Source organism: Brevibacillus ginsengisoli, from assembly GCF_050113715.1.
In the GTDB taxonomy this organism is placed as follows: Bacteria; Bacillota; Bacilli; order Brevibacillales; family Brevibacillaceae; genus Brevibacillus_H; species Brevibacillus_H ginsengisoli.
In genome coordinates this window covers 14,733-32,365 of the sequence record NZ_JBNJQR010000015.1, presented here as the reverse complement: position 1 = coordinate 32,365, position 17,633 = coordinate 14,733, and the positions used below count along the sequence as shown (strand labels likewise).

The 17,633-nt window shown below is 44.4% G+C and carries 12 protein-coding genes, 10 tRNA genes and 1 pseudogene; 6 read left to right on the top strand and 17 right to left on the bottom strand.

The genetic code is table 11. From position 1 onward, the window contains the following. Positions 1-315: 315 nt before the first annotated feature. The 15 genes from ACQCN2_RS23035 to ACQCN2_RS22965 all read right to left on the bottom strand — a co-directional run bounded on the left by ACQCN2_RS23035 (position 316) and on the right by ACQCN2_RS22965 (position 9,765). Positions 316-398 (bottom strand) — tRNA-Leu (locus ACQCN2_RS23035). 23 nt (positions 399-421) lie between these two features. Next, positions 422-497: transfer RNA gene (locus tag ACQCN2_RS23030), tRNA-Lys, on the bottom strand. Positions 498-507: 10 nt separating this feature from the next. Next, positions 508-582 (bottom strand) — tRNA-Gln (locus ACQCN2_RS23025). Between the two features lie 10 nt (positions 583-592). Further along, a tRNA-Tyr gene (locus ACQCN2_RS23020) sits at positions 593-677 on the bottom strand. Positions 678-686: 9 nt separating this feature from the next. Further along, positions 687-762 (bottom strand) — tRNA-Thr (locus ACQCN2_RS23015). A gap of 19 nt (positions 763-781) precedes the next feature. Next, positions 782-857: transfer RNA gene (locus ACQCN2_RS23010), tRNA-Phe, on the bottom strand. Between the two features lie 39 nt (positions 858-896). Beyond that, positions 897-973 (bottom strand) — tRNA-Asp (locus tag ACQCN2_RS23005). A gap of 77 nt (positions 974-1,050) precedes the next feature. After that, positions 1,051-1,127 (bottom strand) — tRNA-Met (locus tag ACQCN2_RS23000). Positions 1,128-1,211: 84 nt separating this feature from the next. Continuing rightward, positions 1,212-1,287: transfer RNA gene (locus ACQCN2_RS22995), tRNA-Val, on the bottom strand. 8 nt (positions 1,288-1,295) lie between these two features. Next, positions 1,296-1,372: transfer RNA gene (locus tag ACQCN2_RS22990), tRNA-Glu, on the bottom strand. A 306-nt stretch (positions 1,373-1,678) separates the two neighbouring features. Further along, positions 1,679-4,915: a hypothetical protein gene (locus tag ACQCN2_RS22985; RefSeq protein WP_426931293.1), complete on the bottom strand. Its 3,237-nt coding sequence runs from the start codon at positions 4,913-4,915 to the stop codon at positions 1,679-1,681. Positions 4,916-4,945: 30 nt separating this feature from the next. Further along, the gene (locus tag ACQCN2_RS22980) at positions 4,946-6,391 is read right to left on the bottom strand and encodes a glycosyltransferase family 2 protein (protein ID WP_426931292.1); all 1,446 of its coding nucleotides are present in this window, start codon (positions 6,389-6,391) and stop codon (positions 4,946-4,948) included. Further along, the gene (locus ACQCN2_RS22975) at positions 6,384-7,466 is read right to left on the bottom strand and encodes a HEAT repeat domain-containing protein (RefSeq protein ID WP_426931291.1); all 1,083 of its coding nucleotides are present in this window, start codon (positions 7,464-7,466) and stop codon (positions 6,384-6,386) included. The genes ACQCN2_RS22980 and ACQCN2_RS22975 overlap by 8 nt, the downstream gene beginning before the upstream one ends. Continuing rightward, a complete protein-coding gene (locus tag ACQCN2_RS22970; RefSeq protein WP_426931290.1) occupies positions 7,463-8,761 on the bottom strand; it encodes a response regulator in 1,299 nt (432 codons plus the stop codon). Before ACQCN2_RS22970 ends, ACQCN2_RS22975 begins: the two co-directional genes overlap by 4 nt. A gap of 137 nt (positions 8,762-8,898) precedes the next feature. After that, entirely contained in the window at positions 8,899-9,765 is an 867-nt protein-coding gene (locus ACQCN2_RS22965; protein ID WP_426931289.1) for a hypothetical protein, read from the bottom strand. Between the two features lie 172 nt (positions 9,766-9,937). On the opposite strand from ACQCN2_RS22965, the gene ACQCN2_RS22960 reads away from it, so the two are divergent. After that, positions 9,938-10,249 (top strand): ArsR/SmtB family transcription factor, encoded by a 312-nt coding sequence (locus tag ACQCN2_RS22960; RefSeq protein WP_426931288.1) that lies wholly within the window; start codon positions 9,938-9,940, stop codon positions 10,247-10,249. Between the two features lie 95 nt (positions 10,250-10,344). After that, entirely contained in the window at positions 10,345-11,535 is a 1,191-nt protein-coding gene (locus tag ACQCN2_RS22955; RefSeq protein ID WP_426931287.1) for an MFS transporter, read from the top strand. Between the two features lie 55 nt (positions 11,536-11,590). Here ACQCN2_RS22955 and ACQCN2_RS22950 read toward each other — a convergent pair whose 3' ends face one another. Together ACQCN2_RS22950 and ACQCN2_RS22945 are read right to left on the bottom strand one after the other, a co-directional pair. Next, positions 11,591-12,361: an MFS transporter gene (locus ACQCN2_RS22950; protein WP_426931294.1), complete on the bottom strand. Its 771-nt coding sequence runs from the start codon at positions 12,359-12,361 to the stop codon at positions 11,591-11,593. A gap of 1 nt (position 12,362) precedes the next feature. After that, a pseudogene (locus ACQCN2_RS22945) lies at positions 12,363-12,824 on the bottom strand (MFS transporter); the annotation flags it as partial. A gap of 96 nt (positions 12,825-12,920) precedes the next feature. Here ACQCN2_RS22945 and ACQCN2_RS22940 point away from each other — a divergent pair. The 4 genes from ACQCN2_RS22940 to ACQCN2_RS22925 all read left to right on the top strand — a co-directional run bounded on the left by ACQCN2_RS22940 (position 12,921) and on the right by ACQCN2_RS22925 (position 17,550). After that, on the top strand, positions 12,921-13,736 hold the full coding sequence (locus ACQCN2_RS22940) for a helix-turn-helix transcriptional regulator (protein WP_426931286.1): 816 nt from the start codon (positions 12,921-12,923) through the stop codon (positions 13,734-13,736). A gap of 328 nt (positions 13,737-14,064) precedes the next feature. Beyond that, complete coding sequence (locus tag ACQCN2_RS22935) at positions 14,065-15,174, top strand: amidase domain-containing protein (protein ID WP_426931285.1); 1,110 nt, start codon at positions 14,065-14,067, stop codon at positions 15,172-15,174. 70 nt (positions 15,175-15,244) lie between these two features. Beyond that, positions 15,245-16,780: an oligosaccharide flippase family protein gene (locus ACQCN2_RS22930; RefSeq protein ID WP_426931284.1), complete on the top strand. Its 1,536-nt coding sequence runs from the start codon at positions 15,245-15,247 to the stop codon at positions 16,778-16,780. A gap of 125 nt (positions 16,781-16,905) precedes the next feature. Beyond that, positions 16,906-17,550, top strand: coding sequence for a L,D-transpeptidase family protein (locus ACQCN2_RS22925; RefSeq protein ID WP_426931283.1), 645 nt, complete (start codon positions 16,906-16,908; stop codon positions 17,548-17,550). The last annotated feature ends 83 nt before the right edge of the window (positions 17,551-17,633 follow it).

The window sequence follows — 17,633 nt, the reverse complement described above, 5'->3', positions numbered from 1 at the left end:
CGTTCGTCCTGAGCCAGGATCAAACTCTCCAATAAAGTTGAGTTGATTCTAAACTTCAAAACAGTTTTGCTTGGCTAGTGTTTCATTCACTAAACGTTATTGTTCAGTTTTCAAAGAGCATTTGATTTATCAATCAACCATCTCGTATCGAGCGGCAGATTTATAATATAACACATTCGAAACTATCATGTCAACTACATTTTTAAGAGGTTTGCTCTGTCATCAACTTAATACTCCGAAAACCTGTTAAATCAACGAACAGAAAACTAATATACCACATTAAAAATCTCGAGTCAAGATGAAGTTCAGAAAAAATGGTGCGGGTGGAGGGACTTGAACCCCCACGGTCGCCCGCCAGATCCTAAGTCTGGTGCGTCTGCCAATTCCGCCACACCCGCACATCTATCTTTGGATAATTACATGGTGAGCCATGAAGGACTCGAACCTTCGACCCTCTGATTAAAAGTCAGATGCTCTACCAACTGAGCTAATGGCTCGTATTGAAAATGGCTGGGGTACCAGGATTCGAACCTGGGAATGACGGAGTCAAAGTCCGTTGCCTTACCGCTTGGCTATACCCCAATGGGTTAAATGGTGGGGAGAGACGGATTCGAACCGCCGAACCCATAGGGAGCAGATTTACAGTCTGCCGCGTTTAGCCACTTCGCTATCTCCCCACTAAATAGTGGTGCCGGCGATAGGACTTGAACCCACAACCCCCTGATTACAAGTCAGGTGCTCTACCAATTGAGCTACACCGGCACATATATCTATTGTTTTATGGTGGCTCGGGACGGAATCGAACCGCCGACACGAGGATTTTCAGTCCTCTGCTCTACCGACTGAGCTACCGAGCCATATTTACAAACATTATTTATCCGACCATTTTCGTAAAATGGCGGAGCTGACGGGACTCGAACCCGCGACCTCCGGTGTGACAGACCGGCGTGAACTCCAACTTCACCACAGCTCCATAAATTTGGTTGCACCCTGCGGGCACCACTTATCTTACCTGAGCTAGATCCTTACTCGACGTAGTGCAGGTAAATTTGGTTGCGGGAGCAGGATTTGAACCTGCGACCTTCGGGTTATGAGCCCGACGAGCTACCGAGCTGCTCCATCCCGCGACGACCATGGACGGTCTAGTGTCGACGTTGCAACAGGACGTTGCGCATTTAGTCGACCTTCCTCAATCCAAAGAAAAGTATATATGGTGGAGGCTGACGGGATCGAACCGCCGACCCTCTGCTTGTAAGGCAGATGCTCTCCCAGCTGAGCTAAGCCTCCGAGTTTTATGGTGACCCGTAGGGGATTCGAACCCCTGTATGACAGCGTGAAAGGCTGCTGTGTTAAACCGCTTCACCAACGGGCCATATCATTTGATGAATAAAGTACTTATCATCTCTACTGCAACACCATGTCTCGCAGTCAGAATCCTAATATAGCACGTTTGTTTTATTAAATCAATACATTTTTTAAAGATAAAATTCTAGTTTCTCTCAACATCCAATATTGAATTGAACCTGAATGATTATTCGTCAAAAATCCTATTATCCTTACTTTTTAATTTCTATATACAAAAACAGGTTGCCGAGACACTCTCGACAACCCTGATCAACCTTTACACCATACAATTATTTTGTCTATCCAGCCAAAACTTCAACCTGGCTGTTCCTATCTATTTGTGGGGAATAAATTCTCCATACAAGTCTCGAAGGATATCATAACTCTGTTTCTTCCGCTCATGATAGGTCGGTTGATTCCAATTCTCCCACGTATAAAGAACAGGTTCTGGCGACGCGGAAACTGCTGATCCCAGTTGAACAAATGGCTCAACCCTGATTCCATCAGTAGCTACAGACTCAATTCCATCCGCTTTGTAAGGGTATTTCAAAACCTGCTTGGTACTTGGGTCTGTAAATCCAAGCAACATCCAAGGAATACGAACTTCCAGCACATTGTCCCTCGCGTACCAATCGGCAAGGGTATTAAAAGCGGGATCGTTCGGGTCAGATATACCCGGTTTCATCACGCCAACTTCTAACTCCTCAAATGGAATATGCTGTTTGGTGGCAGGTAAAAATAATGGTGCGCTCAAAGCTAACTTCCAAGGCAGGAAAATCCCAAGTTCCTCTTGTGAATAGCGGGGATCACCAGGAATCATTTTCTTCTTGGCATAGTACATCCAAGTATGCTGATCATACGCGCTATTTACGTAAATATGAGCGTTATTCTCTCCAGCCATTTGCAACAGAAATTCAATTCCGGTCGGGAAGTGAAGCCCTGTTGCCTTATCCGCTATTTGACTTCCACCTTGAAGCGTATCAAACCCGATATTTAGCTTGTCAGTAGTAAAGTTCCACGATCCCTGCTTTTTCTTGAACAGCAAATACAAGTAAGCCTCATCGTGGGCAACCGACATGTTAAACGTCGGATAATCCTGCTCTACTTTATCCTTGCGCTTTTCCCAATCAGCTGTCTTGCCGTCTACCTGAATCATGTCTTCTGCGCTCTCTCCAGGCTCTACCGCAATCACACCGAAGTTCTCCTCGTTTGTCAAACGATTTCGCCACATTGACCTGCGCTCGCTAGGCAACTCTAAATCGATCGTATTCCATGTAAACTTGAACCACTCATCCTGCCATTCAAATAAAATGGCTCCGTTCAATTTTTCATTCACCATACTGTGGATCAGGTCGGCATCCATTTGGCCTTGCTCTTTTTCTGTGTGCATCCCTTGATTGCGCCCCGCAGGACCACGATGAGCCATACCTCGTGAACTCGGCACACCAAACTCGGCTACAATCAACGGGATGCCCTTATGATGAGCCCGGAGATCATGTAAATATCCGGCGTAAGGGTTAATCTTTCCTGTGGAATCCCGATACGTTTGGTATTTCGGCTCGTAGCGCAAAAAGTCCGGATAATACGGATACACGTGATAAGCGGCAAAATAACCCGCAGTCCATTTGGAGGACGGCATAACATTCATCGGATCAACTGAAACCAGGTCCTCTTTATCAAATAGCGGTTCATTCGGATGCTTGAGCGGATCCGTCGTTAGCCAGTTGGTAAAGGAAACCGGATGCTGCCAGCCGTATTTCATCTCCTCTTGAGCCAATAAGTCCAGCATAGACGCTAACCAGCTCTCAAAAGGTGAGGCTTGCTGCTTTGCGCTAAAATAGGTGCCCTGATACGGCTTCATCCCAACATGCTTGTCATTTGTCACCTTAACCGAATTCTGATACCACTCTGTACCCGTGATCCAACCTAACAGATAGGGTGACACATCCGTATGATACTCCCCATCGGCATGTCCTCTTGCTGGCGGAATAGTAATGTTCCCATGCACAGCGTTCACGGCATCCCGAATTTCCTTTTGGAATGCTGTCGTGATGGACTCCATATACGCGTCATTTCCTTGTCGATCCGCTCCTTTCATTTCCTCTTCAGGCGACCAAATGCCTTGGAAGAAGTAGAGCGGCTTTTCTTTGTCGGCGTTATATTCCGCCAATGCTTCATAAAAAACAGGCGGCAAAATCGTATAAATCCGTATGACGCTGATATTCATTTCCTGCATCTCTTTAAACCAACGCAGATAATCCGACTTGGTCGGCGATAGTTCACCAGGATCGTGACCAGGAGTCGTAGCCCCTAGATTAATCCCTGCCCAAAACCGCGGATTCCACGCTTTTCCGTCATACAACGTGATTTGTTCATTTTCCACCTTGGATACTTGTTTAATGCCATTCGCTTCAAAGATGGGGACATGTACTTGTGCCTGGACTGCGGGCGATGTATTCTCAACATCCTGAAGAATTTTCTTCATAAGCGGCAGATACGCCTTCCAGTAAAACGCGTCCGATTCCCCTTTAGAGTCCGAGACAAACCACTTTTTCCACTGATCAATTCCCCAGATTCGCCACCAGCTTGGAACCTTGTTGTTATCGGCAAAGTCCCCCGCAAAATAGTAAGTGGAGTAGCTGGGACTTTTATGCCGAATGATCGCCGGGAAGTCCCCTTTGAGATGGTTTTCCTCTAGCTTGCGCTTGCCCTCGGGGGTAACGTCCATATGGTAGTTGGCTAAAACTTCAGACCCTTGCGTTGGTTCCATGAATTCGAACCAGTAATAGTAAGGAATGGCGGAATGCACATTCATCTCATCATCATATGGAGACACAAAAGAAAACGAAACAGCACCATCGCCAAAATCCTTGCCCTGTTCAAGGATCACCACTTGATCCGTATCCGAAACCAATGCGATTCCAGGTCCTGTAAAGTTCCATTTGTGGCCCGTTTGCTTCTCGTAGTTATTCACCATCCAAACAGGTACTTCCACTCCCGGAGTCAAATCGAGGAAATACCTCCCCATCCATTTCTTCCACTCGACAGACATGATTTCTTCCATCTGCTTGCGAGTGGACAATGAGGTTGGGGAAGCCATGGAGTTAAACTCGGTAATGAGCGTACTGCCGTTTTTCAGGTTCTGTCGAATTCGAGAAACATCCTGATCCTGCAAACCACCGTAAAGGAGTTTGGAGCGTGTTCCCTGCACATTGTTCGTTAGAAAATCATCACTGTATACCCCATAGGTGTCAGCCACATAGATTAACTGCGGCTGATTCTGTCCCGGATCTTCGGGCAAATCCTTCACTTGATACTTGCCATCTGAACCTGGAAAAAAGCCGTAATAATCCTGGTCGTAAGCAAAGCTTGTGCCTGTCACCTTATTAAGAACCTTGAAGTGGTTCAGCGCCCACATCAGCCCTTTATGCTCCCGGTACTCCTGATTCGGAACTGTCTTGTCCAGAATCCACACGCTAAGCGGATGGGACGGCCTTAGCTGCCACACGATATATGGTAACGCGATTACGATTGCCGCTCCGATTAATATTCGTAAAAGTTTCCTATTCATATTTCTCATCCAATCCATAAAAGACTTGTCTTATACGGATACACCTTTCCGTTTCAAAGTGCCCCACCCTTGTTTTTTCCCCCGCGCGATTGAGAAAAGCGCCTGAACTCTCCAAACAGTCATGATTGGTCGATACCAAAACACTTCCGACATAGCGAAGAAAAATAGCCGATTGAGTTCAGAGATCCTTTGATGTTTACCTAACCGCCACTCTTCCAGAAGAACCGCGCCCATTGATAAAAACGATCCATAGATAATCATTAACAGGATCAGGGACAACGAATAGGTGAGATACACTTGACCTAGAATTAACCCGATAATCATCGCCAGGTAACCGCAAAACTCAATCAACGGCCCCAAAAACTCTACTAAAAAGAAGTATGGAATGGCCAGCATCCCAATCCCGCCATATTTCGGGTTAAAGAGCATTTTCCGATGAATCCAGAGACTTTCAAACAAACCGCGGTGCCATCTCATCCGTTGAGTTCGCAAGGAGGACATATCCTCCGGCGCTTCCGTGTAACAAACCGGGTCTGCCACATAGACGATTTTCGCTCCCCACTTCTTCTCGATATTCATTCGATGCAGACGAACGACAAGCTCCATGTCTTCGCCGACCGTATTGGCCCGATAACCACCTGCTTGTATAACTCTGGAGGTTTTGAATACACCAAAGGCCCCTGAGATGATCAACAGCATGTTCTCCCGACTGAGACCAATTCTCCCCATCAAAAACGCTCGCATGTATTCAATGATTTGCATGATGACGAGCGGTTGACGAGACATCCTGTTCTCTTCCATTTGTCCCTTCACAATGGTGCTACCGTTGGCTAGGAGGACATTCCCCCCTGTTGCAAGTACTTCCTGATCAGTATCTTCGATGATGGGCTTCATGATTTTCAGGAAAGAGTCCGGCTCCAGCACAGTATCTCCGTCAATGGAAGCGAAATAAGGATACTTGGCGAGATTAATCCCGGCGTTTAATGCGTCCGCTTTTCCACCGTTCACCTTATCAATCAGAAAAAGATTCGGATAGGTCTCCGATTGATAAACACACTTAACGAATTGTGTATCAATGCCGTTCCGCTTCTGAAGAACCTTGTTTTTGATAGGAACCATCTTAAATCGATCGATGACTTTTTCCACAGTACTGTCGGTTGATCCATCGTTTACAACAATCACTTCATACTCTGGATAATCAAGTCTTCCACTCCCCGTAACCAGTGACAAAACACTTCCGATGATCCCCGCTTCTTCATTGTAAGCAGGAACAATTACCGATAGCGGTGGGGTAAAAGCCGATTGCTTCATTTGTTTGTAAGGTTCTATATGATGAAGGCCACGTTCTCTTTTCAAACGGCTAAATGCTAGTAAAAATAAAACCATGTAAAAAAGACAAGCGAATGTCAGATAAACGATAATAAATTGGTTCACGATTGTAAAAAAAGAGACGAAAAACTGAGGTACATTAGTCATAATCCGCCCCCCTCTCCATCCATTCCATAGCAATTTCTCTCGCATACAAATCCGTGTGGGATGTCGCAATCTCCATCAGTCGTTCTTTGCCATGCTTGTATTTTCGAATCGATTTGGCTGCCTCAACTCTCACAATATAACCGCTGTCACTGATCAAATTCTCTAAGTAAGGAATGAAACAGTCCTTTTTGATATTGCCCATCAGTCTGGCGACCATCATCTTCTCTACCGCAGCCTTAGGCGTATCCCAGTACTTTCCTTCCACATTTCTATCAATGAGTCGAACAATGGTCTCCGGTGAGGTCAGATAGCCTAGTGAACCAATCGTTTTGATTGCCCGAACACGAAGCTCTTTCTCCGTAGAATCACCCTCAAGCAAGCTCTCCAGCAGATTTTGAAGTTTCTCGGAGCGAAGATTTTTGTCCCTGACAACATCCAGAAAGCCTTTTTGCCAAAAGAGGGGGAGCTCATGAAATAATTCCAAGTATTTTTCAAAGTTATCCGGATCAATGAGTCGGCTCATCACCTGATTAAGAAGATAAGGAGGTAATTCCTTAGTTTCTTTCCACAAATCTTGAAATTGATCAAACCCCAAGGTAGCCAGCACGTGATAAATCTGATGGGCTTCCTCAGGTGTACATTTCTTGCTCTTCAAGTGAACAAGCAGATCGTCCTGCATGCTTCTCAAACGGAACAGATCAATAAAATACAGCGTGTTCATACGTGTACTCCAATTGCCGTGTTGAAGCCTCTTTTTATACATGGGAACAAAATATTTATCCGCAAAAACGGCAATCGGATCTTCATCGGATTCGAGCTTAAAGTTAGAAAGAAACGCACTGAAAAAATCCTCAAGCGCTTCATATTGGTATTCTTGTGTAGGTACGAATGTCCTGGAGGCTTGTCCGGTTTGCAAATACGCTTTGATTTCTTGATCGTGTTTAAGAAGCCACTCTTCTTTCTTTTTTTGAATGGAGAGATTCAGGTATTTTCTCCATACCAAGTACGCATAAAGAATGATGAGCAACAAAAGGAATATGGCGGTCAGAAGCTTAATTAACGCAAGATCAATCATCTTGACCCCCGAATAAGGCGTCGAATCCGAGCCCGAAGCTCCTTCAGCCCAAATGGTTTGACAACATAATCGTTAGCACCTTTTTGGATCGCAAAGGCAATATCCGCTTCAGAATCCTTGCTTGTTAGCATTAAGCATGTGTAGCGTTTTCGATCGTACTCCGTTCTAATCTTTTGTAAGATTTCCAACCCGTCCATCTTCGGCATCACTCTATCGACGATCAGTAAGAATCGCTGATTTTGTCGATGCCAAGTGTCTTCGAAGAATTCCTCCCCATTGGGGTAACTCCGAATCTCAATCTCCAGCGTCTCGTCCCCGAGATCGGCAAGCTGGTCTGTTAACATTTCGCGTATGAGGCGATCATCATCAATGATAGCAATGAGTAGTTTTCGATGAGCTGGCGGCAATTCTTCTGCCCCATCCTCTACAAAGGCATTACCATGCACTCTCTTATCTAGAGGAAATGGCATCATTGACAGACATCTCTCAGGTGTATGCAAAGCCTCTGAAAACTCCAATACCCTGCACGAAAAGGTTGTTTGCATTTCCCCCTCGAGTGTTTGAAAACGGAGTTGAGAAAAGCTTCTAATTAGACGATTCATTAATTTCATCGCATCATCTTTGTACGTTTTCGGAAGAATGAGGATAAACTCATCGTTACTATAACGACACAAGACATCCAATGGACGAATATTCCGTTGGATAAACTCGGCGAATCCCTTGATGACCATGTCCCTTAACGCAAATTGATGGGGCTTCGTCAACTCATAAAGCTCGTCAATCACCATATAGACCATGGTAAATGGCTCATGTGATCGTTTGAGATCGTTTAACTGCAGCTCAATTTCTAGAAGCAAGAACTGGTTATTATAGGCTCCAGTCAACTGATCGACAAGTGTTTGATTAAGAATTTTCCGGCGCCTGTCCATGTGCTTTTGAACTCTAAGCGCCAATTCAGCCGGTTCAATCGGCAAGACGAATAAATCGTCCGCGTAATTCAAGTATTGCAATTTTTTCTCCAACGGGATTTCGGTTCCTACTAACAGGAGGGGAACTTGTCGATTTTGGCAGGTTGTCTTGATCTCCTTAAGAAGAGAAAGCGTCTCTTCTTGCGGTGAATCCATGTTAATGATGACACACTCGAACTCTTCTTCATGCAGATGTTCAAGGATAGGAACCCTTTGATAGCTTGAATCAACTGTTAACGTTAAGTTTATGTTCTCTAGACATGTTGTTAGAAAATCCAAGCTGGCTGGGTCTTTATCTACTAACAGAAGCCCAGTTTGATTTTCCAAAATAATCATCCTCTCCATTCCAAATTTCTTTGTAAAAATGCCCCCCAGAACTGGTAAGCCACTTTTCTTTCAGCGCAATTCTACCGTAAAGTTCTCACGAAATTCTCACAAGATTCGATAATTTCTCGGATCTCCTCCTATTTTTTCTTCAATTTCATTAATGAGCTATAGTGATGAATAGAAATTCCCTTCACACCATAACCCTTTTCCCATAATTTATCTGTCGTATCTTTAAGTACTTGATAAGAGTCAAACGAAACATGATCACCCTCATGTGACGGTTCCGTTTCCAACGCCAGAAAAAGTTTCTTTCCTTTTTTCTCCGCATACTCTCGTTCGAAGCTGGTAATTCCCAGAATACCGTTAGGGCCTTCGATAAAGTTACGGTACGACATAATCGTAGTGGAGTCGGCCTTGTCCATTATCCATTCGGCCAACGTTTGTTGCGGCAGCTTAATCTCGTCGTACCAAAATGGAATATCTAATCCCAAACCCTGTTGATAATTCATGGCTTCTTTTTTCCAACCCTCTATCAAACTTTGATAGGCGACGACTATTTGAGTTTGATTCGTCTTCCAGTCAGGAAGGAGATATGGTTCGACATCCAAGTGAATGCCGGCAAACTGCTCCTCCTCTTTTACATCTCTTCGATAGTGGATCAACCATTCCTTCAACTCATCGCTTTTCTTTCTGCCCTCAGCCATTGCCCACCCGGGATCCCCCTGCAAAGCAAAAACAGCGATTTTTTCGTTTGAAGCGTTCCTAATAAAACTGCGGTACTGATCCATTGGAATCGTACGATCTATGTATAGGTAGAGGTAGCGAATGTCTTCGTCCTTTAGGCAAGAAATCACTCCCGTTGGATCTTTCTGAATCAATGAGGCATCCCAGAGCCACGTTGCTAATAATACTGGTTTGCTCTTCATAAAGGAATGGGCCATAATTCCAACTCCCACACTAATTACGATGATTGCAATCCGTAAATACCAAGATAACTTTCTCATGCAACCTCCCGCCCAACCTCCTAGCAATTAGGTGATAGCATTAAAATTCTGTATCTTCTGTCTATGACATTCTGGTTTCAACACACCAACTCCTTCAAAACAAGATAGATGTTCTCAGCACAACTTCATTCTAAAATTTGACATATCCAGAAATCTAGATATAATATTTTCCATGGATACGTTGATGATCTTTAAAGTCTTGTCAAATGAAACTCGTTTACAAATTTTGGAGTGGTTGAAAAAGCCGGACGAAAATTTCGGACCACAGTTGTATTTACCATCGGATGCTGACTTTAAAGGAGGGATTTGTGTAGGCAGCATTCAGGAAAAAACAGGGTTGGCGCAATCCGTTGTTTCCAACTATTTAATGCTCATGAAGAAAGCCGGACTTTTGGAATCCAGGCGTTTCGGGCAGTGGACCTATTACCGTAGAAATGAAGAAACCATTCGGAAATTTGCCGAATTTATTAAGACCGAGATGTAGGTAACCAAAGTGATTTAGGTTACCTGATTTTTCATCACATTATATCTATTATATTAGATATTTAGATACATGTATAAAAAGAAAGGAAGATATCTGTGAAAATTAGTCCCCTCTTTTTCATCGCGCTAGGAATATTTAGCATCATTAATACGGAGCTGGGGGTCGTTGGAGTCTTGCCAATGATCATGGAAAAGTACAACGTTACCGCACCATTTGCCGGAATGCTTGTGAGTTCATTCGCTCTGATTATCGCCCTATTTGGTCCCTGGATGACCCTGTTGTTATCAAGGTTCAATCGCAAAACCGTACTCACGGGCAGTCTAATTATTTTCGCCGTATCTAATTTGATTTCGGCTTTTGCTCCGAACTTTTATGTTCTTTTGGCTTTGCGAATACTTCCGGCTTTCTTCCATCCCGTCTATTTCTCCATTGCCTTTGTATTAGCCGCAGGATTATCGGCCAAGGATGAGGCCGCAAAAGCAAGCGCCAAAGTATTTCTCGGGGTCAGTATGGGCATGGTGCTAGGGATTCCGCTTACCTCCTACATAGCGAATCAATTTTCACTTGCTGCTTCGTTTTTATTTTCTGCACTTGTGAATGTCATTGCATGTGTCGGGATAGGAGTGATGGTTCCATCCATCTCTGGAAAAGAGGCAAGCTCTTTTGGAAGACAGCTTGGGATCTTGCGAAAACCGGCTTTATGGTTAAATATCGGTGCCACTTGCTTCATCCTCGCTGCGATGTTTTCGGTCTATAGTTACTTCGCTGAATATTTAGGACAAAGATTAAGCATGAGTGCTGAACTGATTAGCCTAATGCTTGTCGTTTTCGGCATTAGTGGTGTGATCGGCAACTGGTATATGGGAAAGCTGTTAGGCCGCGCCATGTTGAAAACAGTCATACTTTACCCTGTCGCCTTAGGAATTTGCTTTTTACTTCTTTATAGTTCAGCAACATCCGTTATTCTTATGACTGGGATTATCATTCTGTGGGGAGCTGTTCATACGAGCGGGCTTATTGTCAGCCAAATTTGGCTAACATCGGAGGCTCCGGAAGCTCCTGAATTCGCCAACAGTTTATTTGTCTCCTTTTCAAATGCGGGTGTCACTCTGGGTACAGCAATAGGCGGGTGGTTTATTACTTGTTTTGGAATCGGTGAAGTCGTTTGGAGCGGTTTGCTTTTCGGGGGATTGGCGATTTTGTGTATTGTCATTAAATCAATGTGTTTTGGTCCTAATGCTAAACAGCCTATCAAAAAGGTTGCAGAAGAGATTGACGCTAATTAAAATAATCTTTCCAAATAGATGCGAAAAGAGCTACCATTACAGGTAGCTCTCGTAATCAATTCGAAATGCTACAAGACTGTGCTGAATTAGCTCGAGTGCCCCTTGTGAAGAACAGAGGAATCAAGACCGCAATCACTCCCATCAAAGCAAACAGTCCATGCCCACCGATACTCATCAGCAAGGCTCCGCCAATGCTTTGCCCCGCGAATGTTCCTAAGAATCGAAGTTGAAACGCACCAAAGTAGGTCGCTTTCCACTCCCCAGCCGCAAGCTTGTCTACAATTACGGAACTCGACGGTATGATAATCATTTCACCTATGGTAAAGAGCACTGTTGCCAGTATCAGACCGGCCCACCCATCGAACCAAGCAAACCCCGCATAAGCCGCAGCAAAGAAGAGGCTGCCCAATGTAATACTAGACAGAGCAGACATCTTATCCACAAACCAGCTAACCGGTAGTTGCAATACAATGACAATCAGCGAATTCACCATCAGCAAGTATGAATAGATAAGCGCGCCATCTACTATAGACTTATCCAGGTATTGCGGGAGAGTCGAGGTTAGCTGGCAAAAGAGAAATTGTACTACCATCCCGCCCATGATAAAATATCTCAATGGAATGTCGCTTTTTAGCACATGGTTCATGGCTTGAAGAGTGACTTTTCCTTTTCCTGATTCCGGGTTGGCCACTGTCAACTTGGACAATACCAGAAATAGCAAGATAAAATAGATTAAATATACAGCTCCTGTTAGGTAAAATCCGATTTGAGGGGAACTGACAAGAAACTTCACTCCGACTAGAGGACCGACAACTCCCCCCCAGATTTATCGCCAGATAACGATAACTAAATATTTTGCTTCTTTTATCTTCGGTTGAATATTCCGTCAAAATCGCTTGGCTGGATGGTTCAAAGAGAGAGCGGGAAAAACCGAGTAAACCGCAAAGCAGCATGAAAAAGATGGCTTGATTCGCTAACGCAAAGCCACCAAAAACCAAAGCGGTAAGCAGAAGAGAAGCATACATCATTCGCTTTCTTCCGTAACGATCAGCAAGAAAGCCTCCTACAAACCCTCCTAGCGTTGCGGTTAGTGGCCCTATACCTAAAATAATCCCCACCACGAAAGGGCTTATTCCCATATTCTTGGTCAAGTAAATAGAAAAGAATGGGAACGTCATAAAAAAGGCTCCATAGGTAATAGCTGTACCCAACCAGAGAAGCCATACGACTGGATGATACGAGATAACCGCTTTGATAATTCGAGACATTGAACTTTCTCCTTTACTCATTCGTTGATTAACATTGTAAAAGGAGATGTTTCTACTGTCTGTTCACTTATTGCACGATTCCCTTTACAATTTCCGCCTAGTAAGAGGAGAGAAGACATGGGACTGAAACTTGAGCTGGCTCATACCAAAATATTTGTTTGCCACATTTCTCCGGAATCAACAGAGAGTTTGCACTCACACGCAGATGAATATCAAATACACTTGCCGCTTAGGGGCAAAATTCTCTTGACTCGCGATAAAGAGCAAAAGGCATTAAGCCAACGAGATCGCCTGGTTGTTTCCCCCCATGACCTACATCGGCTTGGGAGTATCGATGAACAAGCACAAATTCTGATTTTATCCGTACATCAGCAATTGTTAAATGGTATTGTGGAGGAGCAATTGCAGCTCAACCCCGAAGCCTTTCGTTTGCAGCCATGGGGAAAAGGGTCTCCCAGCCGCTTCATCACATGGGGCAAACGTGCGATGAATCTGTTCTGGGACCCGCTTCATTCAGAGGATTTGCATGGCTTGGAAATGGAGCTGGTTCAGTTGCTCCTTTCCGGACAAGAAGGCTCCCACACAAGCGCATGGCTCAAAAACAGACTACCTTCCCGCCCAACTATTCTTGATCGAATTATTCGCTTCATAGACACCAATATTTCTGAGCTAATTACACCTGGTACCTTGTGTGAGGAGTTCCAGATTGATTCTTTTCGGTTGATCAGGCTCTTCTCTGAACATCTGCACTGCACACCGGGCTTGTATATCAAAGAAGCCAAGCTGCGACATGCAGTGCAATTGTTGAAGAACACTTCCAAGAGCATCACCGATATTGCCTTACTATCCGGATTTGGCAGTATTAGCAGCTTCCAGCGTGCCTTCAAACAAAAATTTGGAGTGAGCGCTGGACAGTATCGAGAGTTCCTGTAATGGGAAACGTCTATAACCACACCGATACCAAATCGTCCTGATCAATGGGCGATTTTTTTTATGGAAGAATTCCCTTTGCTTGTTAGTGGAAACCAATTAATGGCCAAAATTCCGAGGCATATCCTAGCAAATGAAGGGTAGTATAAATGTTGAATTTTAAATTACATCAGCCAAGGAGTTCATAAACGATGGAAGCCATGTGGATTGTCCCTTCATTTTCCTTAATGGTGTGCTCCTCCTGTGCTCAATATAAGACAGACCAAGTATCGCCGAAAGGGATAACGTAATTCAGGTATCTGGAGAAATTACCACTAGGGGGGCTCTTGCTGTGCTGCGTTTATTTCTATTGGTCGGAATGTCATTAACCTTCTTGTTCACACCATTAACCGGTTACGCCTATTCGAAACAGGAAACCGATAAAGAAGAAATCACCAGTTTTTTATCCCAGTTGTATAAGGACCGCAACACTTTTCTGATCAATCGGCTTCCGGAAACAATAGATAAGTACTACGTTAAAAACGAGGGTGGAAGCCGTTATGCTTATCAAATGGAGTTAAGGCGCGCAAAATACCTGAATGCCTGGGCCGAAAAACGTGGTCTGCGCCTTGTAGCGGCCGAACCGACTATTCGTATTGGCCGTGTAAAAAATAATGGCGATTTAACCACAGTAACTCTCGTGCAATCCGCTAAGATATCTTATCAATACAAAACCTTCTACCTTCCCCCTCAGTCGTTCGGAGTTGGCACGCGACATGCCCTTACGCTCAAAAAGGGAACGAACGGATGGGTCGTTAAAAAAGAATGGTATCTGGATCCACTGGAAGAAAATCCAGATTTAATTTCGGATACCCCGACTGGCTTTCCCCATCTAGCTGCAGCAGCTAACCGTGCGTCAGAAAAAAAAGGGCGATACAACAGAGAGCGCGCGGTTGCTTACGCCAATAAGTATGCGGGGCTAGCTTGGGGGGCGGGAAATAACAATCGCTATAACCGGAAGTACAGGGATTATACGCCGCTTGGCGGAGACTGTACCAATTATACCTCTCAGGTTCTTGGAGATGCCAAAGAAGGTGGCGGTTTACGGGCAACAAGGGTATGGGGATATTGGGGAGGCGGAAGTCACGCTTGGGTACAAACAGATGCTTTTGAAAGTTTCATACTTTACTCCGGGTATGGACGTTTAATTGCCAAAGGAACTTTTACGGAAGTTACCCAATCCACTAAAAAACATCCGGATGGCGCTATCGCAAAATTATTGCCAGGCGATGTGATCGGTTATTCCCTTGATGGTGACACGGACCATTTTTCTGTCGTAGTAGGACATGATGTGAACGGCTACCCCTTGGTTAACTCCCATACCGCAGATCGCTATCGAGTACCGTTTGACCTTGGGTGGGACAAAAACACCAAGTATCTCTTAATCCATATCAACGATTAAAGGATCGGGAAGTATACCCCAATAACCTTGCTCATATAATCTTGGGACAAGGTTATTCTGGGGTGAAAATATGAAGCTTCCCGCCTTTATTAAACAGACAGCGCTACGTACTGGCGCTATTTTTCTAGTGAAAGCTATCGGACTCCTCGTTCGTATTCCACTGTTTCGGATACTTGGCTCGGAAGGAACAGGTATCTATCAAATTGTTTATTCCATCTTTGGATTCGCGCTTACTCTCCTTACCGGCGGTTTTCCAACATCGTTAGCGCTGATGACAGCCAAAGACCAAAAGCGAGGCTTGCAATTTTTTAAAGGGATGGTTCTGCCGTTTTTCATTTTAGGGGCTGTTGCGGGATTACTTTGTTATGCCATTGCGCCTTATTTGGCACATTATCTTGGAAATAACAATTTGACGTTTCCCATCAGCTGCCTGGCGCCGGCGCTTCTTATTGTCCCCTTGCTCCAACTATTTCGGGGTTTTTTGCAAGGCATCGAATTTTACGGATATGTATCGGCTTCCGAACTAATTGAGCAAGTGGTTCGAGCAGGCACGATGCTTGTACTGGCTGTAGTATGGATGAAATATGGAATTCACGCAGCCGCAGGAGGGGCTGCATTCGGCGCTTTCACAGGCGCTTGTATTGCTTTATGTTTTCTCTTACTAATTCCTTACGGCCAAAAGTCGATGCCTCTCATTACCTCAAATCGAACATCCCCCAAAAAGTTAATCCCTTGGATGATGCTTGGACCCGGGATATTTTTCTTTATGAAGTCATCCCTTGCCATTACATTAACACGCTTGATAGCACCAGCATCGGATCTTCTCGACGTGTTTATTATTCCGAATCGCTTGCAAGCATCCGGCCTTAGCCAATCGGATTCCATCGCGATCTTCGGAGAAATTTCTGGAATGGCAGCAGTCATCGTCTATTTACCAACAATTCTTACCGCTGCATTATCGTATACAATGGCCTCTAAGTTAACCGCTAGTTGGGAAAATCAAAAAAGAGAAGAATTTATCGAACGTTCAAATTTATCCTTAGAAATCGGGTGGTTTTGGGGAATTAGCTCTTCCGTTTTTCTCATCTTTTACGCGGATGAGATATCCAAACTGGTTTTTGGGAACGAAGCGGCTGCCGAAGCGATCCGTTATATGTCTTTCGCCCCCCTGATCGCTGGCATGAGGGAGTTAACAACAACCATTCTGTGGGCCATCGATCAAAAAAGAGCACCCTTAACCGGTTTGCTTCTAGGTTTAATTGGCTCGGCAATTGCCGCCTATTACTTAACTGCTATTCCGGGATTCGGCTACGCCGGCGCCGCATTGAGTATATTGGTCTTTGAAATACTCCCCTTGCTTTGGAATTCGGTCGCTTTGCAAAAAGAATGCAAAGGCGCTTTTCCAGTAGCTGACTTACTTAGCGGCTCCATTTTTCTTGTGGTCATCGCCTTGTTTTACCTCCCGTTTGATACCTTTCTTCTATACATTGCTAAGGAATCGGCAAATATCCGCTCTCTTGGAGGTATGCTATTTTTTATCGGATGTATTGCGCTATATGTTTTCCTTCGATTTCGCAAAAAAATGGGCAGGTCGAGGTATCGCTGAATTATCGTTAGCGCATTGATGTATTGATGGAGTGGCATCGAATAACACTGTGTTCGGGTACATATTTATGAACCTCCGAGGTGACAATATTCTTAGGTCACATTAACAACAACAGGTGAAAAAACATGAAATTGTTTATTTCTTTGATCATCAGTGGAGTGATCGCTTTTAGCGCCTATCCAACCCTTGTTCATGCTGAAAAGGAAATTTACATCAACCTATGGAAAAGGAATCTCCAATTACTGGATGACGGTAAAATCATAAAGAGTTACCGTATCGGAGTTGGTACAAGACACACCCCCTCCCCTGTAGGTTTTTTCAAAATTATCGATAAAAGGAGAAATTGGTTTGACGGTTTTGGCCCTAGATGGATGGAGCTTAATGTAGGGTGGGGAAGCTTTGGCATCCATGGTACCGATAAACCACACTCCATTGGAGGGTTCGTAAGCGAAGGCTGTATACGCATGTATGATAAACAAGTAGAAGAACTGTACGACCTTGTCAGTATAGGGACCAAGGTGACAATCGACGGCCCCTTAACAGGTCATCCCGACATTACATACCGTGTTTTGGTCAAGGGTTCCCGCGGCGCACTCGTGCAAATGGTTCAGAATCGCCTTCAAGCGGCCGGTTATTACACAGGAGAATGTAATGGCCGGTTTGATCGTTTAACGGAAATTGCGGTTAAGCTTTACCAAAAAGATCATGGGCTTCCTGTTACAGCGCAAATCCATTACCAGGATATGCTCCATATGGGAATTGAGGAGTAAAGACCCAATTGAAAAAGGACTTCCCACCAAGAGTGAGAAGCCCTTCTTCAATAGAATATTAACACCTATTCTATGATATTCGT

What these genes read in the sequence shown, in the direction of transcription:
- ACQCN2_RS22985 (WP_426931293.1), bottom strand. Translation starts at nt 4,915, where the DNA reads ATGAATAGGAAACTTTTACGAATATTAATCGGAGCGGCAATCGTAATC.
- ACQCN2_RS22980 (WP_426931292.1), bottom strand. Translation starts at nt 6,391, where the DNA reads ATGACTAATGTACCTCAGTTTTTCGTCTCTTTTTTTACAATCGTGAAC.
- ACQCN2_RS22975 (WP_426931291.1), bottom strand. Translation starts at nt 7,466, where the DNA reads ATGATTGATCTTGCGTTAATTAAGCTTCTGACCGCCATATTCCTTTTG.
- ACQCN2_RS22965 (WP_426931289.1), bottom strand. Translation starts at nt 9,765, where the DNA reads ATGAGAAAGTTATCTTGGTATTTACGGATTGCAATCATCGTAATTAGT.
- ACQCN2_RS22960 (WP_426931288.1), top strand. Translation starts at nt 9,938, where the DNA reads ATGGATACGTTGATGATCTTTAAAGTCTTGTCAAATGAAACTCGTTTA.
- ACQCN2_RS22940 (WP_426931286.1), top strand. Translation starts at nt 12,921, where the DNA reads ATGGGACTGAAACTTGAGCTGGCTCATACCAAAATATTTGTTTGCCAC.
- ACQCN2_RS22930 (WP_426931284.1), top strand. Translation starts at nt 15,245, where the DNA reads ATGAAGCTTCCCGCCTTTATTAAACAGACAGCGCTACGTACTGGCGCT.
- ACQCN2_RS22925 (WP_426931283.1), top strand. Translation starts at nt 16,906, where the DNA reads ATGAAATTGTTTATTTCTTTGATCATCAGTGGAGTGATCGCTTTTAGC.